Origin of the sequence: Dolichospermum compactum NIES-806 (genome assembly GCF_002368115.1) — a bacterium.
GTDB lineage: Bacteria > Cyanobacteriota > Cyanobacteriia > Cyanobacteriales > Nostocaceae > Dolichospermum > Dolichospermum compactum.
The window spans coordinates 3,270,371-3,296,373 of the sequence record NZ_AP018316.1 but is presented as its reverse complement, the minus strand read 5'-3'; the positions used below and the strand labels follow the sequence as shown (position 1 = coordinate 3,296,373).

13 protein-coding genes and 3 pseudogenes are annotated in these 26,003 nt (G+C 40.4%); 10 read left to right on the top strand and 6 right to left on the bottom strand.

From position 1 onward, the window contains the following. Nucleotides 1–3: 3 nt before the first annotated feature. Nucleotides 4–963, bottom strand: a complete 960-nt coding sequence (locus CA730_RS15495) for a M48 family metallopeptidase (RefSeq protein WP_096668612.1) — start codon at nucleotides 961–963, stop codon at nucleotides 4–6. A 110-nt stretch (nucleotides 964–1,073) separates the two neighbouring features. Here CA730_RS15495 and CA730_RS15490 point away from each other — a divergent pair, with 110 nt between their 5' ends. The 5 genes from CA730_RS15490 to CA730_RS15470 all read left to right on the top strand — a co-directional run bounded on the left by CA730_RS15490 (nucleotide 1,074) and on the right by CA730_RS15470 (nucleotide 4,477). Beyond that, nucleotides 1,074–2,618 (top strand): helicase C-terminal domain-containing protein, encoded by a 1,545-nt coding sequence (locus tag CA730_RS15490; RefSeq protein WP_096668610.1) that lies wholly within the window; start codon nucleotides 1,074–1,076, stop codon nucleotides 2,616–2,618. Nucleotides 2,619–2,685: 67 nt separating this feature from the next. Further along, on the top strand, nucleotides 2,686–2,904 hold the full coding sequence (locus tag CA730_RS15485; RefSeq protein WP_096668608.1) for a DUF2839 domain-containing protein: 219 nt from the start codon (nucleotides 2,686–2,688) through the stop codon (nucleotides 2,902–2,904). A gap of 93 nt (nucleotides 2,905–2,997) precedes the next feature. After that, nucleotides 2,998–3,744 carry a creatininase family protein gene (locus tag CA730_RS15480; RefSeq protein ID WP_096668606.1) on the top strand — a complete coding sequence of 249 codons (747 nt, stop codon included), beginning with the start codon at nucleotides 2,998–3,000 and terminating at the stop codon, nucleotides 3,742–3,744. A 48-nt stretch (nucleotides 3,745–3,792) separates the two neighbouring features. Beyond that, nucleotides 3,793–4,092, top strand: a complete 300-nt coding sequence (locus CA730_RS15475; protein ID WP_096668604.1) for a type II toxin-antitoxin system HigB family toxin — start codon at nucleotides 3,793–3,795, stop codon at nucleotides 4,090–4,092. Continuing rightward, a complete protein-coding gene (locus tag CA730_RS15470; protein WP_231939853.1) occupies nucleotides 4,076–4,477 on the top strand; it encodes a helix-turn-helix domain-containing protein in 402 nt (133 codons plus the stop codon). Before CA730_RS15475 ends, CA730_RS15470 begins: the two co-directional genes overlap by 17 nt. A 230-nt stretch (nucleotides 4,478–4,707) precedes the next feature. Here the strand turns inward: CA730_RS15470 and CA730_RS15465 are convergent. After that, nucleotides 4,708–5,472: pseudogene (locus tag CA730_RS15465) on the bottom strand (PIN-like domain-containing protein). 568 nt (nucleotides 5,473–6,040) lie between these two features. Between CA730_RS15465 and surE the strand changes: the two are divergent. The 4 genes from surE to CA730_RS24505 all read left to right on the top strand — a co-directional run bounded on the left by surE (nucleotide 6,041) and on the right by CA730_RS24505 (nucleotide 23,032). After that, a complete protein-coding gene (gene surE, locus CA730_RS25690; RefSeq protein WP_231939852.1) occupies nucleotides 6,041–19,267 on the top strand; it encodes a 5'/3'-nucleotidase SurE in 13,227 nt (4,408 codons plus the stop codon). 539 nt (nucleotides 19,268–19,806) lie between these two features. Then, the gene (locus CA730_RS15435; RefSeq protein WP_096668597.1) at nucleotides 19,807–22,527 is read left to right on the top strand and encodes a bifunctional metallophosphatase/5'-nucleotidase; all 2,721 of its coding nucleotides are present in this window, start codon (nucleotides 19,807–19,809) and stop codon (nucleotides 22,525–22,527) included. 167 nt (nucleotides 22,528–22,694) lie between these two features. Further along, nucleotides 22,695–22,892, top strand: a complete 198-nt coding sequence (locus CA730_RS15430) for a type II toxin-antitoxin system HicB family antitoxin (protein ID WP_231939851.1) — start codon at nucleotides 22,695–22,697, stop codon at nucleotides 22,890–22,892. Then, nucleotides 22,889–23,032, top strand: a complete 144-nt coding sequence (locus CA730_RS24505; RefSeq protein ID WP_157749990.1) for a hypothetical protein — start codon at nucleotides 22,889–22,891, stop codon at nucleotides 23,030–23,032. Before CA730_RS15430 ends, CA730_RS24505 begins: the two co-directional genes overlap by 4 nt. 2 nt (nucleotides 23,033–23,034) lie before the next feature. Here CA730_RS24505 and CA730_RS15425 read toward each other — a convergent pair whose 3' ends face one another. The 4 genes and pseudogenes from CA730_RS15425 to CA730_RS15410 all read right to left on the bottom strand — a co-directional run bounded on the left by CA730_RS15425 (nucleotide 23,035) and on the right by CA730_RS15410 (nucleotide 25,001). Next, nucleotides 23,035–23,604, bottom strand: a complete 570-nt coding sequence (locus CA730_RS15425) for a DUF4351 domain-containing protein (RefSeq protein WP_197705448.1) — start codon at nucleotides 23,602–23,604, stop codon at nucleotides 23,035–23,037. A 115-nt stretch (nucleotides 23,605–23,719) separates the two neighbouring features. After that, nucleotides 23,720–24,130 (bottom strand): annotated as a pseudogene (locus tag CA730_RS15420) (hypothetical protein); the annotation flags it as partial. A gap of 228 nt (nucleotides 24,131–24,358) precedes the next feature. Next, nucleotides 24,359–24,772, bottom strand: coding sequence for a type II toxin-antitoxin system VapC family toxin (locus tag CA730_RS15415; RefSeq protein ID WP_096668593.1), 414 nt, complete (start codon nucleotides 24,770–24,772; stop codon nucleotides 24,359–24,361). 16 nt (nucleotides 24,773–24,788) lie between these two features. Next, nucleotides 24,789–25,001, bottom strand: coding sequence for a hypothetical protein (locus tag CA730_RS15410; RefSeq protein WP_096668591.1), 213 nt, complete (start codon nucleotides 24,999–25,001; stop codon nucleotides 24,789–24,791). A 422-nt stretch (nucleotides 25,002–25,423) separates the two neighbouring features. Here CA730_RS15410 and CA730_RS24940 point away from each other — a divergent pair. Further along, nucleotides 25,424–26,003: pseudogene (locus tag CA730_RS24940) on the top strand (hypothetical protein); the annotation flags it as partial.

The window sequence follows — 26,003 nt, the reverse complement described above, 5'->3', positions numbered from 1 at the left end:
AATCTAATCAGATTTTCTCATTTTGTTAATTTCTGTTTGTAATTTTTCAATTTCTTTTCTAAGTTTTTCTGCTTCCTGATCTGGTGTTTCTGGTGTAACATTTACTGAACCGTCAGCAGAACGTTGATAATTACCTTTTTTGATTTGTTGATATTCTTCTGATACTGCCCAACTGCGTAAATAATGCAATCGTTCTACGGGGAAAGGATGACTCAACATCATGCCTTGTGCGCCATTGTATAACAGAAATTTATATACTTGATTCAGCCCGTCATCATCTAGTGCTTGATATTTTTCTGACTGCTGAATAAATTCTTGTAAACTACATTCATGGGCATATTTATGACTACCTCCAGAGAGTTTCATCATAGATGACATGACTGGGTTCAAATCATCCATGACTAATAAAGCCGCTCTATCTGCGGATAGTTCAGCTTTGCGTCGCCATTCAAAAAAAGCATAAATCAAGGCTTGACTGACAAAATTACCTAAACCGAAGGTTAATTCACCAATGGCTTCAGCGGCATTCATCGCCCATACCGCCATTTGAATTAAAATAGTATGACCACATTTAATATGTCCCAGTTCATGTGCTAAGACGGTCCGTAGTTCGGCTTCATTGAGTAAATCTAGTAACCCAGTGTTGACGACGATATAAGGATGTTCTTGTCCTAAAGCATAACTATTAACTTGGGCGTTTTGAGCAATAAACAAGCCCGGTTCACCGCTAATGTCCAAATCTCGGACACATTCCCGGAATATCTGGTAAATAGTAGAATATTGGCGGGGTCCGACTTGAATGGAGTTACCCATTAAATAAACAAGTTGGGGTCGTTCATAAACAAATTCTACAAATTTACGGGCGATTAAATCAAAGCCGGGTAAACTGCGTAAAGCTTGTTCTGCTTGACTATCTAATGGATGTCTGAAGGCTTCGCTGGAAATTCCTGGATAAGTTGGCATAATTTAGGAGAATGGGTACATGGTCATTGGTCATTGGTAAAGATAAAACAACTGACAACTGACAACTGACAACTGACAACGAAAAAAACTTGTTATGGAATTAAAAGCGCGTGATTGAGGCTGAAGTTCATTTATCATTACATAACTTCTTGCGATCGCAAGCAGGTTTCCCTTCCTGGCCTCATCATTTGACAATGGCTAGGTTGGTGGCACGTGCCTTGCGATTAGGACGTAGTGCTTTAATCCAGGTAGGGGCAGTTTGTGGACATCAAGGACGATATCGCACCAGTTTTATCGCTTCTGCTTTAATGTGGCACGGTTCTGTAATTATTGTGGCTTCGGAAACTGTCCAGCAACGGTTGTTAAAGGTAGAAATTCCCCGACTCCAGCAGTGGCTACCAGCAAATAAACCCATTAGAACCGGTGACTTTTGGCCAAGTCCTGATTTTCAGGGTTTGCTGTTGACTTCTCCTGAAGCTTGGTTAAAGGGACAATTTGCTGATAATAATCCATTTCCGGCGAATATTCCCACAATTATTGATGGCGTTGATGATTTAGAGGACTGGGTGCGTTCTGAGCTAACTCAAAGCATCGAAACTCATGATTGGGATCAATTAATGCTGGCTTACCCTAATGAAGCGGATTTAATTCGGGAAGTTAGGGTAGAATTAACATATAAATTATTTCAACATCCCGAAAATCCCTATCACTGTTATCTGATTTCCCAGCCAGAAATTGATATTTTACAAGATTTATATTTAGCGTTAGATAAAAATCATCTTCCAGATACTTGGCGAAAATTTTGGCAACAATTCCCCAATGTGGAAGATTCTTCTTCCCCCACCTTATTTTGGGCGACAATTTCCCGTCGTCAAGGATTATTTTCTCTAAATTATGCTCCCCTGGAATTGGGTAAAATCCTCGCCCCAATTTGGCAACGTCAACCTGTAGTATTAATTGGTAGCGCTTTAGAACCGGAAACGGAAGCACCTCTTTTCCGTCAACGCTTGGGTTTAGAAGATGTTACTTGCTTGAAATTTGCTGCCGATAGTCAAGGGGAAGCAATTCAACTGTATGTCCCTTATAAGTTACCTTTACCAAATACACCGGAATTTCAACCAGCATTAATTCATCAAGTTCGCACCTTGGTATGTTTGAGTGCAACCGCACCAGGAATGACAGTAATATTAATTGGAGATGTACCCCTAAAAGCCAGAGTGGGAGCGATTTTGGCTTCGGAATTTGGTTCACGGGTACAGGTGGAAAAAACTTGTTTAGATGAAAACGGAATTTTGATTACTGGTTGGGAATTTTGGCGAGAAAATCAAAGTGTTTTACCATCACCGAGATTGTTAATTATTGCAACTTTACCTTTACCATCTTTGGAAAATCCTTTGGTAGCTGGTAGAGTAGCTCATTATAAGCGATCGCACCAGGACTGGTTTCGCCTATACTTACTGCCCACAGCCATGAATGAATTACAAAGAGCGATCGCACCAGTCCGCGAAAATCAAGGTATAGTAGCATTACTCGACAGTCGTGTCGTTAACCGCAGCTACGGCGTACAAATCCTTTCCTCCCTTAGTCCCCTAGCCCGTTTGAACTATCTCGATCCTAGTCTGTTTTCTACCAATAATGAAGATGATTCTAGTTAATTAATTTCCCTGCCGAATTTCTATTAGAATTTAAAATAAACTCAAAAACAAACTAAATTATCGAATTATGGGTGAAGCAAAACGCCGTAAAAACTCAATCGGAGAAGACTACGGGCAAGACACTACAAAAATCTTACCTTGGGTTCCCATCACAAAAACCCAAGCCTCACAGTTTGTAGCTATCACCACTCGTGGTGCATGGATTGGTATTGGATCTATGGTAGTTGCCTGGATAGTCATCCGCTTTATCGGTCCCGCTTTCGGTTGGTGGGAAATTGTTGGATAATTGGTAATTGGTAATTGGTTGATTTTCTTCCTCCTTCTTTCTTCTTTCTTCTTTCTTCTTTCTTTCTCCTGACTCCTGACTCCTTTAACAAAAATGCTCTTACATTTAAGCACTTGGCCGGAAGTTGAAACTTATTTACAACAATCTCAAGGAATTATTTTACCCATTGGTTCAACAGAACAACATGGACCAACAGGATTAATTGGGACTGATGCAATTTGTGCAGAATCCATATCTAAAGGTGTTGGTGAAGTAACTCAAGCAATGGTAGCGCCAACAATTAATGTCGGCATGGCATTACATCATACAGCTTTCCCCGGAACAATTAGTTTACGTCCTAGCACTTTAATTTTAGTAGTAAAAGATTATTTAACCTGTTTAGTAAAAGCTGGTTTTACCAAATTCTATTTTATTAATGGACATGGTGGAAATATCGCTACCCTCAAAGCAGCTTTTTCCGAAACTTACGCTCATTTAGAAGATTTGCAAATTCCCAATTCCGCAAAAGTGCAATGTCAAATTGCTAATTGGTTTATGGGTGGTTCAGTGTACAAACTTGCCAAAGAATTATATGGTAATCAAGAAGGTTCTCACGCTACCCCCAGCGAAGTAGCTGTTACCCAATATGTTTATCCAGAAGCAATTAAAAAAGCTTTTCTTTCTCCAGAAGTTGCTGGTGGACATAAAATTTATAGTGCTGTTGATTTTCGGTTACGTTATCCAGATGGTCGTATGGGTTCAAATCCAGATTTAGCAACCCCAGAACATGGTAAACAGTTTTATGATTTGTCTGTCGAAGAATTGAGTAAAGGGTATTTGGAATTTATGAAGGAGGAATAAATGAAAGTCACTCAAACTATTGGCTGTACAAGTTAAAATCAAAGTTTAATGCACGTTATCAGCCGAAAAAAGCTCAGAGAATATTGTCAAGAACACGCAGACTGTTGTGAAGCTCTTGATGACTGGTATTTTACTGTTAGTAAAGCTAATTGGGGTAATTTAGTGGAGGTACAGTCTGTTTATCCCAAGGCTGAGTCTGTTGGTAATTTGACAGTTTTCAATATTAAAGGCAATAAATACCGTTTAATTGCTAGTATTAATTATGAGAACCAGGTCATCTATATTAAATATGTCTTAACTCATGCAGAATATGACAAAGACTACTGGAAAAATGACCCTTACTTTTGATTCAGAAGTTTACAGTAAATTACTTTCTCAGTCTCAACCGCGAGTTATTAAAACTGAGGAAGAAAATGATCGACTTTTAGCAGTTGTGGAAGATTTGCTTTCCCGTTCTCGTCTGACAGCAGAAGAAAATGCTTTGTTGGAATTATTGGTAAGGCTAATTGAAGATTTTGAAAGTCAGCATTATCAGCTAAATATTTCTACCCCTCGTTCGAGAATTTTGCATTTATTGGAAGCACGGGATTTAGAAATAGGTGATTTAGTATCTGTTTTAGGTTCGAGTGAATTGGTTTCTCAGGTGATTAATGGTGAGGTGGGAGTGACGAGAGAACAAGCTGAGATATTGGGGGAGTTTTTTCATGTTGATGGAAGTTTATTTGTTGGCTGAGTAGGGAAGTTGCTTTTTAGTTATTTCTTATTTTCTTGTTTGTGTTGAGGGTGGGTAAGGAACGAACCACGAAGACGCGAAGGACACGAAGGAAGAGAAGAAGGAAAGGATAATAGAGCGAGCGGTATTCAGTCGGATGAGGTACAGTTGGATGGGCTATAATATCTGCTAAAAAAGGCTTTTCCTGTATCTCACTCAATCTCACACCACTATAAGGAGTTAAAGAGACACTACTCTAATACTAAAGCAGCCAACTGTTTTTTATACAAATTTTGTAGTGTTTTCACTCCAGCTTCAGTTAGCATTTCTTGTACTAACTCTGGTCTTGGACTGATTGTTTTTCCTCCACTTTCTAGCCACCAGTCTTCTTTGTCATCATCTGTCACGAAAATAATGGGTTTTTTCTCAGATTTTGCATAGTCAATTAATTGCAACCAAAGTATAGCATCACCGTACATATCTGGGACTGGTTTCTTTTTTGCATCCTCATAACCTGGTGGAACTGAATATTTAAATCTTTCTTCAGATAATTTGTAAATATATAGTAGATCAGAATATGGATTGCCAATCTTGCCATTTAGTATCTCAATCATTTTATATTGAAATATATCTTCTTTTAAGAGATCAGGATGCTTTTGTTTTAAGTCCTGTAAATTATTTTTGAGAGATTTATTAACCTCTTTAATTGCTGCTTCAATCTTTTCTATAATTTCCTTTACTTCAATTGTAGAATGTTTCTTATATGCCTCTAAATCTTTTTTCAGTGTTCCAATTTTTTATATTTTTAAATTTTCTTCTAAGACTTTACTGATTTTCTCATAAGCCTTGGCCTGATCAGATATCACAGTTAAGCGATTTTTATGAAACTCATAACCAACTTGATGGGGAATCCAAATTCTTTCCTGAAGTTCTTTCAGAATATCAAATAATCTCTCTCTGGTTTTAGGGGAGTAACGATAGATATGTAAAAGAACATTCGTATCAAAGGAAAAAATACATTCTTTCCATAATTCCTATATATATGGGCGCACACTTTTCCACTCATACAATAAGCATACCCAAAACTCGGAACACTGTCAAGCCCCCTAGCTGAAATTACCAAAACTCCTTGAATTATTGATAAAATTCTCAATAATAATGAGAATAGACCCCCAGTAATTGAGAAAGTTCTTTTTTACCAACATCCCATACAAATAACTTATATCTCAATCCTGTTCTGTTCAGGAAATATAGGTTGGGTTGAACATAAGTAGGTTGGCGTTGAAAATTATCGTTATAGCAGGGCAAGAGGGTTTGGGCGATTTTACGTTTCTTTACACAGTTTGGTTTTATTGTGTTCACCTACTTAGTGAAACCCAGCAAATGCTTAGAAATGCTAGGTGACTCTTGACTGGGCGCAGGTCCTGCGCCCCTACCTCATGATTTCCTAAGCTTAATCAGCACTTAAATAAATCTCAACTATAGACAATAATTTCTTAACTTTTGACTGATATTGTTGATGCCATTATCTGCAATTTCCTGTCACCAGATTATCTTTGTTTAAGCTAAATCTGCACAAAAAATATGGTACTTACTACAGTCCGCCTTTCCCAGTTTAATGCGTCTCTAAATCGCAACACTGACGGTCAGTTAGTAACTGATTTATCTACCCCTAACAACGCTCAAGGAAAAACAGTTGCCGAAATTATTCAACGCAACAACCCAGATATATTACTAATTAACGAATTTGACTATTCCCCCGCAGCAGTAAATCTTTTTAGAGAAAATTATCTGCAAATCAGTCAAAACGGTGCGACACCAGTTAACTATTCCTACTTTTATATTGCTCCTTCTAATACTGGGATTGCTTCCGGTTTTGACTTAAATAATAATGCTACAACAGTTACAACTCCAGGCGTAAGCGGATACGGTGATGATGCCTTTGGCTTTGGGAACTTCCCTGGTCAGTATGGAATGTTGTTGCTTTCTAAATATCCTATTGATACAGCCAACATTCGCACCTTCCAAAATTTCCTGTGGAAGGATATGCCAGGAAACTTATTAACAAATGACCCAACTGTAGATAATCCTGCAACTTCAGTAAATGAGAACTTAAACGGTTTTTATTCACCTGAAGAAATTAACGTTCTCCGCTTATCTTCTAAAAGTCATTGGGATGTACCAATTACAGTAAATGGGGAAACAGTTCATGTTCTTGTGAGTCACCCCACACCACCCACCTTTGACGGAACTGAAGACCGCAACGGTAAGCGTAATAGTGATGAAATTCGTTTTTGGGCAGATTATATTACCCCAGGCAAAGGTGATTACATCTATGATGATGGGGGGAAAAAGGGTAATCTTGCTGCTGGTTCAAGCTTTGTCATCATGGGTGATCAAAATGCTGATCCCTTAGATGGTGATAGTTATAACAATGCTATTCGCCAACTGTTACTGAATCCCAGTATTAATACAAATGTTATTCCCACCAGTTTAGGTGCTCCTCAACAGGCAACTTTACAAGCTCAGGCAAATAACAATCATAAAGGTAATCCTGCATTTGACACCGCAGACTTTGCTGATACTGCACCAGGAAACCTGAGAACAGACTATATACTTCCCTCATCTGACTTGCAAATTAGTAAATCAGAAGTGTACTGGCCTAGCAATACTGATACAAATTTCCCATTAGTAGGAACTTTTAACTCTAGTCTTCCCGGTGGTTTCCCTAGTTCTGACCATCGGTTAATATATGCAGATGTGCAAGTTGGTGACACAGAACCAGGAAAAACTGCTGTTAGCACTGGATTCAAGGGACAAACTATTTTCAATACTGGCTTTATTCCCTCTGGTGCAGCGGGAACAGTAAATGGTCAACAAGTTGCGTTGGGTGGATTGTCCGGTGTAACTTACGATGCGGTAAATAATCGCTATTATGCCATTTCCGACGATCGCTCATCCAATGCCCGTTTTTATACCTTCACTCTTGACCCTGTTACTAATGCGGTAACTTTTACCAACGTTGTCCAACTCAAGGATATTAATGGCAATCCTTTTTTAAATAATAGCTTAGATCCAGAAGGTATTGCTTTAACCAGCAATGGTACAGTTTTAATCTCTTCCGAAGGGGAAGTGAGACCAGATTTAGGTGCAAGTCGCGTTACCAATCCTTTCATTAAAGAGTTTAATCTAACTACAGGACAGGAAATTCGTTCTTTAGCAGTACCCAAGAAATTTAATCCTGTAGTCCAAGATACTAACAGCAATGGTGTTGTTGATACAGGTGATACTCAAACATCAGGGGTGCGTAATAACTTAGCATTTGAAAGCTTAACCATTACTCCTGACCAAAAAACCCTATTCACGGCTACAGAAAGCGCCCTCTTTCAAGATGGTGCAATTGCTACAACTACTACCAGCGCTCGTTCTCGGATTATTCAATATAATTTGGTGACAGGACAACCAGAGAAAGAATATCTGTATGTCACTGACCCCATTGCTAAAACTCCTAACCCTAGCAATGGTTTTGCTGATAACGGTTTGGTAGATTTATTAGCAATTGATAATCGTGGGACTTTATTGGCTCTAGAACGCTCCTTTGCTGTTGGACAAGGAAACACGATTAAAATCTATGAAATTAGCCTTCAAGGGGCAACAGACATCAATACAGTTGATTCCTTGAGTAGTCTCTCTGCCGACCAATTAGCGGCAATTCAACCTGCTCAAAAACGGTTGTTATTAAATCTTGATACCCTGAATTTGCCCAATAGTGACGGCAATCATCCCACAGGTACAGATAATATTGAAGGTCTGGCATTTGGTCCAAAATTGGCAGATGGTACGCAATCCATTGTTTTGGTGAGTGATAACAACTTTGGTGCTACCCAATTTACGCAAATCCTCACATTAAGTGCAGATGTAGTTCCCACTGCTACCCCTATTGTAGAAACCCGTCCCGCGCTTTTAGATGATGACAGTTTACCATTTAGTCAAAGAGCCGATGCGGATGATCCAGCAATTTATGTTAATGCCACAGATTCTAGCAAAAGCCTAGTTGTAACTAGCGTTAAAAATGGCGGTTTGCGGATTTATGATTTAGCTGGAAACCTGTTGCAAACCATTAATCCTAGCAATCCAGATATTCGTTATAACAACGTTGATTTGCAATATGGATTTACATTAGGTGGTGAGAAAGTTGATATTGCCGTAGCAAGCGATCGCAACAACGATAAACTAGCAATATTCAAAATTAACCCCAACAGTGCTAATGGTAATTATTTAGAAAATATTACCGATAGTAGCACCGCCACAATTTTCCAAAGTGTACCTTTCGCCGCCCCTTATTCTGCATCTACTCGCAGTTCCTACGGTTTAGCCCTGTACCGCAGTCCCGTCACCAACGATTACTACGTCTTCACCAGTCGTCGCCAAACTGGAGATATAGCTCAACTCAAATTAGTAGACAAAGGCAACGGTAAAATCGGTTATGAGGTAGTTCGTAGCTTCACCATTCCCTCACCAACCACAGCAGGTGCTTCAGCCCAAACTGAAGGCATGGTAGCAGACCAAGAAACAGGATTTCTGTACATTGGTCAAGAAGATGTGGGGATTTGGAAATTCGACGGTGAACCCAATGGTGGTTCAACAGGTAAATTAATTGAGAAAGTCAAAGCTGAGGGTGGCAAAAACCTCACCAATGATGTTGAAGGCTTAACAATTTATTACGGTAAAAACGGTACAGGCTACCTGTTAGCATCCAGTCAAGGCGATAACACCTTTGCAGCATACACCCGTGAAGGCAACAACGACTTTTTAGGTAGATTTGCAGTTGGTAACAATGGCGGAATTGACAGCGTTCAAGAATCCGACGGTGCAGATGTTATTAATCTGCCCTTGAGTCCCAATTTCCCTTATGGTGTATTTATCACCCAAGACGGTGCAAATGACCCCGCCACCATTGTTGATGATGAGAACATCAGCAGCAACTTTAAGTTAGTACCTTGGGAAAATATTGTTGCTACCTTACCCCAAGTCCTCAAAATAGATACAACCAAGAATGTAATTAACGTCAACAACGACCAGAAGAATTTTGCAACCTTCACAGGCAACACTTTCACCGTTAAATTACTTGGCGAACAAAATCCTGGATTAGATACTCCCAAAGAGACATTAGATTTGTTTGGTAATGTCCGAGATACTAACCAGTTTATTCTTCAAGATGCCACCAATCCTAGCAGGACTGTTACTATTTTTGAAGGTCCTGATGGAGCCGGTAAAACAGTTAATGTTACTATTGATGATCAAGGTAATGTAGCTATTAATGGGTTACAAGTTGCTACAGGCTTTAGTCAACAGTTTCACTTTGGATTGATTAATAACCTTCCTAATGGTGATCCAACTGGTAGAGGTGCTAAAAAATATACCTTCTCTACCAATAACATAATAAATCCTGATCGCGCGTCCCAATTTGTCACCTATTCTAAAGGTGAAAATGTGTTCGTTCTTGGTGCAGAAGAGTTGCCCTATGCTAATTCCAACCAAGATTTTGATGACATGATTGTTGAAATTAATGGCATCAAACCTTTACTGAACACCCAACAATCAATAGTTTCATTTAACAACAATGCCAGACTACAGGGTTTCTTCAATAGTCAAAATATTGTTGCTAGTAACAGTTATGACCCCCGTAGCCCTTTACCTCAACCACGACTAACTAATTACGAATTTACCAATCTTCCCAAATTAGGAACAACTAGCAAAGGTCAAGATATCTTCTTAGGTGGTTTCTCCGGGTTGTATTTCCAAGGTATTGCGGTAAATGGTAATCTCCAATTTGTCACTCACACCGACAGGGGACCAAATGGCGACCCCACCGGTGCTAATCGTCCCTTCTATTTACCCGATTTTCAACCAGAAATAGTCAGTTTTGAACTCAACAAACAAACGGGTGCAATTACCATCACCAAGAGAACAGGACTATTTGATAAAAATGGCACAACCCCATTAACCGGACTTCCCAACCTACAAGCAGGGGCAAATGGTACAGCATACACCGATGAAATTGCTGTTAATTTGGATGGTCAAGTCATAGCCAATAAAGCGTTAGGGGCTGATGTTGAAGGCATTGTCATTGCCCCAAATGGTGATTATTGGCTGGTAGATGAATACCGTCCCGCAATTTATAACTTTGATGTTAACGGTAAACTACTTAACCGTTTTATTCCCCAAGGAACAGCCACAGCTGCCCAGGACGCAGCAGCAGGAACTTTTGGCACAGAGGTACTACCCGCAGTTTATGGTCAACGTCGCAACAATCGCGGTTTTGAAGCAGTAGCTTTAGAAGGTAGTAAACTTTACGCCTTTATTCAAAGTGCGATTGATAATCCAGATAATGCTGGTGATACAACATCCAGAAATTCCCGTAATTTGAGAATTTTGGAATTTGATATTATTTCCAAACAAGTAACTGGTGAATATCTCTATTTATTGGATAACATCACTGCTGCTGGTAACGCCAAAACCGATAAAATCGGTGATGCGGTTTCCTTAGGTAATGGTAAATTTGCAGTTGTTGAACGGGATGATTTAGCAACAAATGCCTCCAACAAATTGATTTATCAAATTAATTTAGCCGGGGCAACTAATATCAATAATTCTGCTAACTTCACCTTACCTACTGGTAAAACCATTGAACAACTCACACCAGCCGAATTAACTACCGCGAAGATTACCCCAGTTAGCAAAAGTTTAATTGCCAATGCTGCCCAACTTGGTTATACAGGTGTTGAAAAATTAGAAGGTTTGGCTTTAGTTTCACCCAATACCCTGGCATTAATTAACGACAACGACTTTAACGTTTCTGGTAATACCCCAACCGAAAAACTAGGGATTTTAGAACTACCCTATAACTTGACAACTCCTCAACCGAAACCATCTTTAAATATCTTGTTGGTAAATGATGATGGTTATCAAGCCAAGGGAATTAATGTTCTTTACGACAAACTAGTTGCGGCTGGTCATAAAGTCACCCTAGTTGCACCAAAGACCCAACAAAGTGGACAAGGTACAGCCATTGATACCGATAAAGTTTTCCAACCCATTGAGGTAGTCAACTACGCACCAAATAAATGGTATGTAGATGGTAAACCAGTTATTGCCACTTGGACAGGATTGGATTTTGTTGTTAAACAACGACCAGATTTAGTCATTTCTGGAATTAATGAAGGGGAAAACCTGGGTTTAGAAGGAATTATTTCTGGTACACTCAGCGCAGCCGTTTCTGCTGTACATCAAGGTGTGCCGTCCATTGCCGTTAGTGCTGGCATAATTTTATCAGAACGTGCCGCTGGTTATCCCAGCACCGATAAAGCTTATCAAGTGGGTGCTAATTACGTCGTTGATTTAATTGCCCAATTACAGGCAAAACAAGGCAATCAACCCCAATTATTACCCGACGGTATTGGTTTAAATGTCAATATTCCCGCTGATAACCCAATCACAGGTATTGCTTTCACAGAGTTTGATTTAGCAGGTAGTTTTGACTTTAAATTTGGTCAATTACCACCTAATTTCGGTACAGGTCAAGGCATACTTTACAGCCAAAATTCTCTTCCTGCTGGTGCAACTCCCAAACCCACATCTGAGGGAGAACAGTTTTTAGCTGATAAAATTACCGTCACAGCCTTTGATGGTGATTGGGGAACAACTGCCAGTCAGCGTCAGGCATTAGCATTACGTCTGTCTTTAACTGTACCCAATTTAGTTAACCCCATTGCCACTGCCAGCAAATCCTTAAATATTTTGTTGGTAAATGATGATGGCTACCAAGCTAAGGGCATAGACGTTATCTATAATGCCTTGGTTGCAGCCGGTCATAACGTCATCTTAGTTGCACCCAAAACCCAACAAAGCGGTAAAGGAACTTCCATTAATACCAATAAAATCTTCCAAAATATGGAAGTTGTCGAATTTGATGGGGCGAAAAATAAATGGTACGTTGACGGTACACCAATTGTTGCCACTTGGGCAGGTTTAGATTATATTTTGCCCAGTCAAGAGAACTTAGCCAAACCCGACTTAGTAATTTCTGGGATTAATGAAGGGGAAAACGTTGGTTTTGAGGCGATTGCTTCTGGGACACTGAGTGCGGCAGTTACAGCCTTACAAAATGGGATTCCAGCGATCGCTGTGAGTGCTGGTATCAATTTAGCAGAGTTCCAGCAGGGCAATAGATCCAGCACCGAAAAGGCTTATGATGTCGCTGCCAGAATGGTTGTAGATACCATTAACAAACTTCTCACCACCCAAGGTACTAACCCAGATTTATTACCCAAGGGTGTCGGTTTAAACATCAACGTTCCCGCCTACAACCCTGATAATGCCAGTCTTAAAACCTTAACAGGTGTAGCATTAACCAAATTCGACGAAACCACCAGCCTCAACTTCAATGTTGCTAAAAACCAAAATGGTGTAACCAGCATTCTCTTAGGTTCACCCACAATTACAGGTGACATAGAATCAGAAGGTGGCAAATTCCTAGAACGCAACATCACCATTACACCTATAGATGGTAATTGGAGTGCGAGTGCCTCCACTTTACAAGAAGTAGCCAATGATGCCGCACCTTTAGCTGTGAATGGGATTGCCAGTGGAGACACCACCCAAACCTCTACAGTTTTGTGGGCGCGGAGTATCTTCCCCGGTCAAGTTAAATTTGAGTATTCCACTAACTCTAACTTCAGTACCATTGCGGGGACACAAACAACTAATGTCACTGATGTTAATCTACCTGTGAAGGTGGCAGTTAGTGGACTAACTCCCAATACTAACTACTTCTACCGGGTTACAGATACCACCGGGGCAACCAGCATTGGTAAATTTAGCACAGCCGCCGCAGTTGGTAACAAAACAGGCTTAAAATTCGGTGTTTCTGGAGATTGGCGTGGCGAACTTGCCCCCTATCCAGCCGTTAGCAATGCTGATGATGCTAACCTGAAATTCTTCGTAGCATTGGGTGATACTATCTATGCAGATGCCGCTTCACCCGCAGTCAAAAACCCTGATGGCACAGAGAAAGAGCAAACTATAACCTTAGATGAGTATCGTGTTAAACAAGGTGAAGTCTACAGTCAAAGATACGGTCAAAATACTCTAGGTGATTTACGGGCTGATACTTCCATCTTGGCAACTGTTGATGACCATGAAGTAGTCAATGACTTCCAAGGTGGAAAAGATTTAGCCACAGCCTCCAGCGCAGATAAAACTCTATTTGGTGCAACTTCTGGCTTAGTTAACGACTCCCCACTTTATGAAAACGGTCTGCAAGCCTTCCAAGAATATAACCCCATTAGTGACCAATTCTATGGGGAAACAGGGGATACTCGCACAGCCGGAGAACGCAAACTTTACCGTTACAACACCTTTGGTAGTGATGCAGCCACTTTCGTTCTTGATGCCCGTTCCTTCCGTGACCCAGGCTTAACAGATGTTGCTAATATTAGTGATGCCACTCAGGTAACAAAATTCCTGACTGATTCCTTTAATCCGAACCGGACAATGTTAGGAAAAGTCCAGTTGGATGACCTCAAACGCGACTTAATCCAAGCGCAAAAAGATGGCATCATCTGGAAGTTTATCATATTGCCAGAGCCTATTCAGAATTTGGGAGTAGCGATCGCTGCCGATAGATATGAAGGCTATGCGGCAGAAAGAACAGAAATTCTCAAATTCATCAACGACAGCAAAATTAGTAACGTTGTCTTTGTCACCGCAGACTTCCACGGCACATTAGTCAACAACCTCACCTACCAATTAGCACCAGGACAGGCACAAATCCCCACCAGTGCCTTTGAAATTATTACTGGTTCTGTAGCTTATGATGCTCCTTTTGGGCCAACAGTGGGTAATTTGTTCCTCACTCCTGAACAAAAGGCATTTTACAATTCCCTACCCGTAGCTAATGACGTTGACAGCACAGTTAATGATAGAGACGATTTCATCAAACAAGTCGTTAATGGTGGCATCAATGCTTTAGGTTATGACCCCATTGGCTTGAATAACAATCTAGCTGTAGCTAACGGTTTGATTGATGCCAAGTTATTGCAAGGTGACTATGTTGCTACTCATACCTACGGCTGGACAGAGTTTAACATTGACCAAGCCACTCAAAAGTTGACTGTCACCACCTACGGCATTGACCCTTACACCCGTCAGGAACTAGAAGCAAATCCCGCAGCTATATCTAGTCGTCAGCCGAAAATTGTCAGCCAGTTTGAAGTCAAACCTAATAACTTTGTAGATTTAGAGTTGAGTCAAACTGCAAATGTCACGAACGCAGTTATCGGAGACCAAGTAACATTCACCTTAACCCTTTCTAATAAAGGTTCTTTACTGGCTAATGGCATTAAAGTCACAGATTTCTTACCACAACCATTTACCCTCATCTCTGCAACACCGGAACAGGGAACTTACAACAGTCAAACCGGTGTGTGGGATGTGGGAGAAATTGCTGGTAATGTTACCCGCACCCTAAAACTCACAGCCAAAGTGACTCAAAGTGGGGCATTAACCAATAAAGCCGAAATTACCGCCCAAAATCAACCTGACTTTGATTCTGGTGCTGGTAACAACAACGCCCAAGAAGATGATCAAAGTTCAACTACCTTAAATATTACTCCTAGTATGGTGACACTCAAAGGTTTTGCTTCCTTACCTGCCGATACCTTCGCAGCAGGACCTGCTTCAGGTGCAGCCGTAACCAATCCTACCAATGGACGGACTACACCCTTCCCTGGTCAACCAGTGCAAGGATTCAGTGGTGTGCAGTTTGCCCCTAATGGTAATGGTTCTGTATTTTGGTTCTTAGCTGATAACGGTTTTGGGGCAAAAAATAACAGCGCTGATTTTCTCTTGCGACTTTACCAAGTTGACCCCAATTTTGCGGGTACAGAAAATGGTAATGGTTCTGTAGCGGTTCAAAACTTCATTCAACTCTCTGACCCCAATAAATTAATTCCCTTTGATATTGTCAATAAAAACACGGTAAAACGGGAACTCACCGGGGCTGATTTTGATGTTGAGTCTTTTGTGATTGATGCCAAAGGTGATATTTGGGTGGGTGATGAGTTTGGAACATACCTACTACATTTCAATAGTAATGGCGTTTTATTAGATGCTCCCATTCCTACTCCCAATCTCATTAAACTAAATACCCTCAACGGTCAAGCCCCTATTGTTATTGGCCATCGTGGTGCAAGTGGTGAACTGCCAGAACATACCATAGAAGCCTACCGCTTGGCGATTTTACGCGGTGCAGACTTCATTGAACCCGATTTGGTATCTACTAAAGATGGGGTGTTAATTGCCCGTCATGAACCCAATCTGATTAACACCACCGATGTAGCTAGTCGTGCTGAATTTGCTAGTCGGAAAACCACGAAGATGGTAGATGGTGTGGCTGAAGAAGGTTTCTTTGCTTCCGACTTTACCTTGGCAGAAATTAAAACTCTGCGGGCTGTGATGCCTCAAGGTTTCCGAGATCAGTTATACAACGGTCTTCTCCAAGTTCCTACCCTGGGCGAAATTATTGATTTGGTGAAAGAGGTTGAGGTACAAACTGGTAAGAAAATCGGTATTTACCCTGAAACTAAACACCCCACCTATCACGATAATTTGGGCTTGTCACTGGAAGAGAAACTGATTGACACCCTCAAAGCGAAAGGATTTACTGATCCCAAACGGATTTTTCTTCAGTCCTTTGAAGTCAGCAATCTCAAGGATTTAAACAATACCATCATGCCGGCGGCTGGTGTGAATCTTCCTTTGGTACAATTGCTTGATGCCTACGATGTCGCCAACGATGGCACACTGTTGTATCAAGATGTTTACGCTCGTCCCTACGATTTCACCGTTAAAGGAGATACTCGCACCTATGGAGATTTATTAACGACCGCTGGTTTGAAAGAAATTGCTACCTACGCCGATGGTATTGGTCCTTGGAAACGACAGATTGTTTCGGTGAAAACAGTTGATAATAACAATGATGGTCAGCCGGATGATCTCAATAACGATGGCACAATTAACGATGCGGATAAAGTTACCCTAGCACCCACTAGCTTGGTTAGTGATGCCCACAAAGAGGGTTTGGTCGTCCATCCTTACACCTTCCGCAACGAAAGCCGTTCTCTAGCATCAAATTACAATAACAACCCTGAATTAGAGTACCGCCAGTTTATTAGTTTGGGTGTAGATGGTTACTTTACTGATTTCCCCGGTACAGGGGATTTAGTTCGGGATCAAATTACGGCGAATCAAGTCCGATCGCCCCAAAATCCCACTGTGCTTTCTACTCCTAAATTTGATACACTCACAGGTAAAGCCCCCATCGTCATCGGCCACCGGGGTGCAAGTGGTGAACGTCCAGAACATACAATAGAAGCCTACAAATTAGCGATCGCTCAAGGTGCAGATTTCGTTGAACCGGATTTAGTGGTAACAAAAGATGGTGTCTTAATTGCCCGTCACGAACCCATGTTAGCAGTCGGTGTTCTCAATACTGACGGCACAATTCAACGGGATGCCAATGGTAAGCCAGTTATCAATACTACCGACACAAGCACGGATGTTTACTTACGTGATAAATTTAGCGATCGCCTGAAAATCAAAAATTTAGATGGTCGTAATGTCGCCGGTTGGTTTGCTGAAGACTTTACCCTGGCAGAAGTCAAGGAACTAAATGCGATTGAACGGATTCCTGCTTTGCGTGGTACTACTTTTGATCAAGACGGATTGAAAGTACCAACCTTGAAAGAAGTCATTGATTTGGTGAAACAAGTCGAACTAGAAACAGGTCGCAAAATCGGTATCTATCCCGAAACCAAACATCCTACTTTCTTTCAACAGCAAGGTATCAATACTAGCCAAATCTTAGCAGACACCCTCAAAGCTGAGAACTTTACCGACCCATCTCGGATCTTCATTCAATCCTTTGAAGTTGCCAACCTCAAGGCGCTGAAAAACACCATCATGCCCACCGCAGGGATTGATATTCCTCTAGTGCAATTGTTTGGCGGTTCAGGTCGTCCTTATGATTTTGTAGTCAGTGGTGATACCCGCACCTATACCGATATTTCTACACCAGCAGGTTTAACAGAAATTGCTACCTACGCTAAAGGAATTGGACCGAATAAACAGCGGATTATTCCTCAGTTGACGGTAGATGCCAATAAGGATGGTACTGCTGATGATCTCAATGGTGATGGTCAAATTAGTGATGGCGATCGCGTTTTAGGCACACCCACAACCCTGATTCAAGATGCCCACAAAGCTGGTTTAATCGTTCACCTCTACACTTTAAGAAATGACGAGTTCTTCCTTCCCGATACTTACAAAAACGACCCCGGTGCAGAGTTCCGTAAGTTCATTGATTTGGGTGTAGATGGTTTCTTTACCGACTTCCCCAAAACAGGACGACAAGTTCTAGTTAATGATTACCTAGCTGGTACAGGCTATGCCAATCCCAACGGGAATTTAAATACTCCTTACTTCAATAATTCCCCGGAATACTTTGCTCCCAATCAGCCCTACTACGGCGACCTCGTAACAGCCAATTTGAACCGCTCCCAAGGCTTTGAAGGCATGGCATTTAGCCCTGACCGTCAAACCATCTACCCGATGTTGGAAGGAACTGTTGTCGGCGATCCTGCTGGTTCTGTACGGATTTATAAATTCGATGTAGCCAGTGAAAGCTACCAAGGATTAATAGGACGCTATCAATTAGTAAGTACCAGCAATGCGATCGGTGATTTCACTCCCATCAATAACAATGAGTTCTTGGTCATTGAACGGGATAACGGACAAGGTAGTACCGCCCTTTTCAAGAAGATATTCAAGGTAGATTTCAGCAAGATTGACCCTAACGGCTTTGTCTCCAAAGAAGAAGTAGCAGACCTACTCAACATCCAAGATCCCAAGGATCTCAATGGTGATGGTAAAACCACCTACAATATGCCTTTCCAAACCATTGAAGATGTCTTAGTGATTGACAGCAAAACCATTTTAGTTGCCAACGATAACAACTATCCCTTCTCCATTGGTCGTCCTCCAGGAATAGACAACAATGAGATGGTGGTGTTGGAACTTGATAAACCTCTTGCCCTTGATTCCCGTTTAGGTATATCTGCGTCTATAGCAGAAGCTACCCAATATATTGCCGGAACAACTGGTAAAGATGATTTGTTTGTCAGTGGTGGCACTGATGGCATCAACGACACCATCTTCACTGGTGCAGGTAATGACACAGTTGATACTGTCTTGGGTGCAAGTTCTCCCTTTGCTGGTAACAATATCGTTGATCTGGGTAGCGGTAATGATACTATCTTTGTGAATAAAGGCGATCGCGCTTTCGGTAGTGATGGTAATGACACCTTTGATGCTAGAGATGGTCAAGGTGGCAACCGCATATCCGGTGGTGTGGGTGATGATACCTTCTACTTGGGTAGCAATGACCGCGCTTTAGGTGGTGATGGTAAAGATATCTTCAGAGTTAGTCTTGGTGGTGGTAACTTAATTTCCGGTGGTGCTGGCGCTGACCAATTCTGGATTGTCAATGCTGAATTACCCAAAGCTGCTAATACGATTCTTGACTTCCAAATCGGGACTGATGTCCTAGGTATTTCTGGACAAGGTGCAGGTTTTGACTTTAGTGACCTAATTCTCAGTGGTAATAGTATTGCGATCGGTACAACAACCATTGCAATTCTCAATGGTATTAATACCTTAAGTTTGACCGCTGCTAATTTCGCTTTTGTATAAAACCAGCAAGTCCTAAATAGACATCTGGTGAAAATTATTGTAGGGACAATTCATGAATTGTTCCTACAACAGTTTCAGATTATACCCACTTAATTACCGGAGATATTTAATATCATGATCTAAAAAAATCTGCGTTTATCTGCGTCCATCTGCATTTAACTTTTGCCCTAAAGACATTAGACCTCTCCGGAAATGAGGTTTTCAGCTAGACAGGTTAAGAGGATGTTTGAAAAGTTTCCGGCGATTAGAAATCGCTACTACACAAACAAAGTCCACCTGCGTGGACTAACGAAAAATCAAGGCTTTTGAACCCACGTTCGCGTAGCGTTCCGAAGGAATAGGTGGGTTTCGTCTGTGTGGTTCCGCGACTTCTAGTCGCCCTTGCAAGTAATAAATTAGACTTTTCAAACACCCTCTAAGGGTTTCAGATTCTTTTTCGGAGATGTCTATTAATAAATTTAACTATTTACCTATACTTTCTTAATTCTATCTTAACTTATTTATTCAATCCTATGTCTAAAAGGATTTGAGTTTATCCCATGACAAATTTTAGACTGCAAATTCTCCATGCTTCTGATCTAGAAGGTGGTGTAAATGCAATTTCGGATGCACCTAACTTTGCGGCAATTGTTGATAGCTTAGAAGACTTAGTTGACAACTCCATTACCCTGTCTGCGGGAGATAACTACCTAGCAGGACCATTTTTTAGTGCCGCAGGAGATATAACTTTCCGCAATAGTGGCTTATTTAACAATGTCTACAATCAACTTTTTGGTTTACCCAATCAAACCATCAATACTAGCTATAGTAGTTTAAGAGAAGGTAGTGGTCGAGTTGATATCTCAATTATGAATATCATCGGCTTTGATGCCTCTGCCCTTGGTAATCATGAATTTGATTTGGGTTCGGAAGTTTTAAGAACCATTATAGCAGCAGAATATCGGGGTGCAGGTTTAGCTGATGATAGATGGGTAGGCACTCAATTTCCTTACCTATCCGCTAACTTAAATTTTGCCGCAGATAGCAATTTATCTGGTTTATTTACTCCTAATATTCTTCCTAATACAGCCTTTCAAACAAATCCTACTGCATCCCTAGCAGGAACAACTACCCCAAAAATTGCCCCGGCGACAATTATTGAAAGAGGTGGTGAAAAAATAGGTGTAGTTGGTGCTACCACCCAATTATTAGAAAGTATTTCTTCTCCCACCGGGACAAGGGTACAGGGAACAAAAGCAAATGATATGAATGCCTTAGCTGCTATTTTGCAGCCTGTAATCAATCAATTACAAACCCAAGGCATTAATAAAATTATTGTAGTTTCACATCTGCAACAAATTGCCCTAGAACAACAACTAATTACTAAGTTAAGGGGTGTAGATGTAGTTATAGCTAGTGGTTCTGATACTATCTTGGCTAATGGTGATGATAATTTGCGTTCTGGAGATACACCAGCAAATACCTATCCTATCGTCACTACTAATGCAGATGGAGATCCCGCAGTTATTGTTAGCACTGATGGCGAATATTCTTATGTAGGAAGATTGGTAGTAGATTTTAATGCTAATGGCATTTTAGTAGATGCTAATGGTAGTCCTCTGGATGCAGTCAGTGATTTAGATTTAGTAATTAATGGTCCAGTTGCGACTACAGAGGATCAAGTAATTGCTTTATGGGGTAGTAAAGAAGCTGCTTTTGCTCAAGGGACAAAAGGTAATTTGGTTAAACAGCTAACCGACGCTGTTGAAGGGTTGGTTGCAGCACAAGATAGTAATGTTTTTGGCCGGAGTACGGTATTTATCGAAGGTCGTCGGGAACAGGTAAGAACCCAAGAAACAACTTTGGGTAATTTGTCTGCGGATGCTAATTTGTTCTTTGCTAAAACTATTGATGCTACTGTACAAGTCTCCATCAAAAATGGCGGTGGTATTCGGGCAGCTATTGGTGAAGTAGATGCCAATGGCACACTTCTTCCTACCCAAGCAAACCCCTTTTCTGGTAAACAAACTGGGGAGATTTCCCAGCTAGACATTCTGGATAGTTTGCGATTCAATAATGGCTTATCTTTGTTGACTGTAACCGCAGCAGAATTAGAGCGAATTTTAGAATATGGTGTAGCAGCAACTGCTGAGGGTGCGACTCCTGGACAATTTCCCCAAGTTAGTGGGATTCAGTTTAGTTTTGACCCCAGTAAACAGGCTATTGTCTTTGAACGAAATGCCAATGGTAGAGTGACTGGTGTACAAAAAGAAGGCGATCGCATTCGTAGTTTAGCTATTGTTGATCCTAACAATGGTCAAGTCTTAGATGTAATTGTGGAAAATGGGCAGTTGGTAGGAGATGCAAATCGGCAAATTCGCCTAATTACCCTTGATTTCCTAGCAGGTGGTGGTGATAACTACCCATTTCCTGAATTTGGTGAAAATCGCGTTGATTTAACCCAACCTATTAATGCTACTAGAACTGGTGTTGCTACCTTTGCTGCGGATGCTTCGGAACAGGATACACTTGCTGAATTTTTAGCTGCAAACTTCCCCGTAGCTGGGAATAAAGCTTTCAATATTGTGGAAACACCCCCAGAAGGAGATACCAGAATCCAAAACCTCAATTTCCGGGAAGATACCGTTTTAGGCTCTCCTGGAGAACTCATTTCAGGAACTCCCGGTGCAGATATGCTGATAGCTGGAACTGACTTTAATGGTATCCGTGATATTGTCTTTACCGGTGCTGGAAATGATGAAGTAGACCTAGTAAGTGCATCTATTTTAGGGCTTGCTGGTAATAACACTATTGATGCTGGGAGTGGTAATGATAGAATTTTTGTAAATAAGGGGGATATCGCTTTCGGTAGCGATGGTAATGATACCTTTGAAGCTAGAGATAGTAAAGGCAATAACCGGATGTCGGGTGGTCTTGGTAATGATACCTTCTTCCTGGGTAGCAATGACCGGGCATTAGGTGGCGATGGTAACGACAAATTCTATGTTAGTCTTGGTGGTGGCAACCTGCTATCTGGTGGTGCTGGTGCTGATGAATTCAGGATCTTTAATGTTGAAGCACCAAAAGCTGCTAATACTATCCTTGACTTCCAAATTGGTATTGATAAGATTTATCTAGGCTCTACTGCATCTCAATTCACCTTAAATCAAGTTGGTGGTGATACTCAGATTGTATTTGATAGTAACATCATAGCGGTTCTCATTGGGATTCAATCCAGTAGTTTGAGTTTGACAGATCCTAATCAATTTGTCTTTGCTTAAAACATAATTCTCTCATAGGGGTTTAGCGCAATGCGTTAAGCCCCTAATTTTTAATATTATGAGGTACAGTTTTTATCACAAAACCCGTAGGGGCGCAAGGCTTACGCCCTCCATTGTATTTATTTGGTTAGAGCAAGAATTGCTGTAACATAAATCTCATTGGCAGTTTGCAAGAATATATTGATGAACAAGGAGATTGGTTAGCACATTTACAAGAAATACCTAACATTTCAGCTTTTGGTGATACTCCCGAAGAAGCTTTGCAAGAACTAAAATTAGCCTGGGAGTTAGTGAAGGAAGATTATCAACAAAAGGGTAAAGAAATTCCCTTTGCTCCTGTGGGTAGAAAATTGTACTCTTCATGAAGCGATTCCTGCGGAGCGCTTCGCTATCGCACTCCCATATCCCCAAAAATGGTACATCCCATATCCCCAAAGCGATCGCCCTCTCATATTCACAAAACGGTTTCCCAGGAGCGATCGCCCTATTTAATAAATATGATTAATCTCAAGACTCTGGGTTATTTTGTAACCATTGTTCTAAATCAGTGACAGAAGAAAAATCTAACAGAGCCTCACCCAATAATTCTAATTTCTCAATTGTTAATGCACGAATTGAGTCAATTAATGATGATTCCATTTCACCAACTCGCCGATTTATTTGTCGTATAATTAGCTGTTGCTCTCTTTGTCTTCCCTGTTCTATTCCCTGTTCTATTCCTCGTTCTATAGCTAGTTGTTCTGTTGGGCTAATTAAAGGCATTTTTCTTTCCTCCTCAAAATGTTTAATTTTAGTGACCAATCCTGCTTGCAATTGTTTAGGTAAAGTCATCATTGTGTCGATGATTTTAAATAACTTAATAACCTTCTCTTTTGTGAAGCCCCGGTCATAAAGTCCTCTAATTAATATCCATTTCCATTGCTCCCTTTCTGTTAAATTACTGGTGGTGGCTTTAGTCTTTAAATGCGCCATCACTATGGTAGCAAAGGGATTATCACTTTTTTCTAGTTCATGCCATTTTGATTCATAATCAAGAATTTTAGCTATGGGGAATTTTAAACTTAAGTAGGTAAACATAATAAAAACGATATATGTTTAGTTTTGTAAAAACCGTGAAATAACCTATTTGCAAGGCATTCATTGAATTTACATTTCGTCACATACCTTTAAATTTTTCTCTTTACCTACTTAGTTCACAATCCAACATAGCTCTATCATAACTATTTGGTCGCCAACTAGGACTTGTATCACCTAAAATTGCTACACTTACTACAAATTGGTGATAAAGGTCGAAGGCTCGGTAATTATAAATGTACATCCGTTCTTCAAAGTTAACATCATATTGACTCTGAATTTCTATGTGGATTAAAATCCATACTTGAGTTTGATCTAATAACCAAACTTTATACAGTTTATCGGTAATTCGGTTTTTGGTTTCTCCTGAAGCTGTAATTTCTTGCAGTTCTTTATCTAAAGATTCAGGGGTTTTTGTCCAATCAATTGCTTGATGGGCTACAGGAAAGAAAAATGCTAGGAAGCTTTCAAAATATTCATTTAACGCTTCTTTCCATGATTGATCATAATTTGCTGTTACTTCACTCATTTTATTTCTATATTACAAAGAAGGGAACAGGTAACGGATAGTATGTTAATTTTGTGTGTTTTGGAGCGATTGCCATTTCTAATGTGATCATTTATTTGTTTATCCTGTAACTTTAAGTTACTTCTATTTTATCAAGCGATCGCATTTCCCTCCACTACAGAACAGAGATCGCCCTTCCACATCCCCAAAACAGCGATATCTTCGGTCAGCTTCACTATTCCTGTTTCATTAATTTCTTAATAACGCCCGAAATCCCATTTGATTGAAATGCTCATCCGCAGTTAGCACATCAGTAATTCCCCGATTTTGCATCACAATACATGATATGCAGTCAACCAGTCCCCATTCTTTATCTTGACGACTTCTAAATAATTGAAAAGCAGCATCGTACAGTTCATTAGTTAGAGGAACTATTTCAACGTTTGGATCTGATTCTAGAGATTCAAGAAGTTGAATTGCGGCGGTTCTATATCTTTGCTTAGAAAGAGCATTGCCAATTTCTAGTAAAATTGCTTGAGTTGTAACGAGATAAGAATTTTGATCCTCAATTTGTTCAGCAAGCTCAACTGCTCTGGCATGATTTTGATCTGTAATTGCGGATAAGGCAATTGCAAAAGATGTATCTAAAAAAATTTCATTCATTTTCTGAGATATTTTCCTAATGCAAATACTGGTCTATATTAGTTGACCAGTCTGGCTTACCTTGTAAATTTAAAGATTTGGCCGTTTGCAAAAATGTTTTTGGTTTTGGTTTTTCATCTGGTAACAGACTTTCAACAATAATCCGAACTCGCGTACCTGATTTGATGTTTAAAGGTACTTCAGGAAGAAGGGCTGCACCATCGAACAGAGCATCTAAGGTTTGAATCATAACTTTTTTCCTATACTGCATTACTGCCATTATATCGCGTTCAATCTCCTCGTTAAAAAGCGATTACTAGGTCGCGCTTCGCTATCGCACCCCATCCTCAGCGATCGCACTCCCATCATCCCAAACAGCGAACTGCTTGCAGCAGCGCTTCGCTATCGCATCCCATCATCCCCACAACAGCAAACTCACAAGTTAGCACTTGCGCTATACTATCATAAAGCTTCTGTTTATACATATTTATTAAAAACATATTCTAGTGCAAGCTAATTTGAATACAACATATCCCCCTGTCAACCTACTCAGGTAAGATTCTTGAGGAAAAATTTCCAATCTCTAACTTTTGGTAGATGTTCAGATTTTTGTATACTCAATATTATTTTTTTGCTACAGCTACGCGCGAAAATTAATTACCATATATTTTTATGACATCTACACCTGCCAATAGCTCTCTTACCGATAATTTGTATCTAAATCAGGTTTTATTACTAGCATTAGAACAAATAGAACTGTATCTACAAGATTTTGCGAACAGTGAAGAGTTTGTGGCAAAAATGCGGTTAGCTTTTGGGGAGACTTTTGATCCAGAAGCAGTTTTAAATCTGGGAAATGCTTGGAAAAATCAAGATTTTAGCATCATCCCAGCAATTACCATTCTTTCTTCAGCAGAATTAAATGGCGCAAACGGGTCTTATACCGCTGCGACAAATACAATTTATTTATCGCAGGAATTTTTAACGAGTCATCAGGGAGATGTCACAGATGTCACCAGCGTTATTTTAGAAGAAATAGGTCATTGGGTTGATAACCAAATTAATACTGCTGATTCAATTGGAGATGAAGGGGCGATTTTTGCGGCTTTGGTGCTGAGGGAAAATCTAAATGCTGAAACTTTGCAGGTGTTAAAAGCAGAGGATGACCACGGGACAATATTGTTGAATGGTCAAGTTATCACAGTGGAACAAGCGGTTACTGATGATAACGATACAAGTGCGACTGCCACCA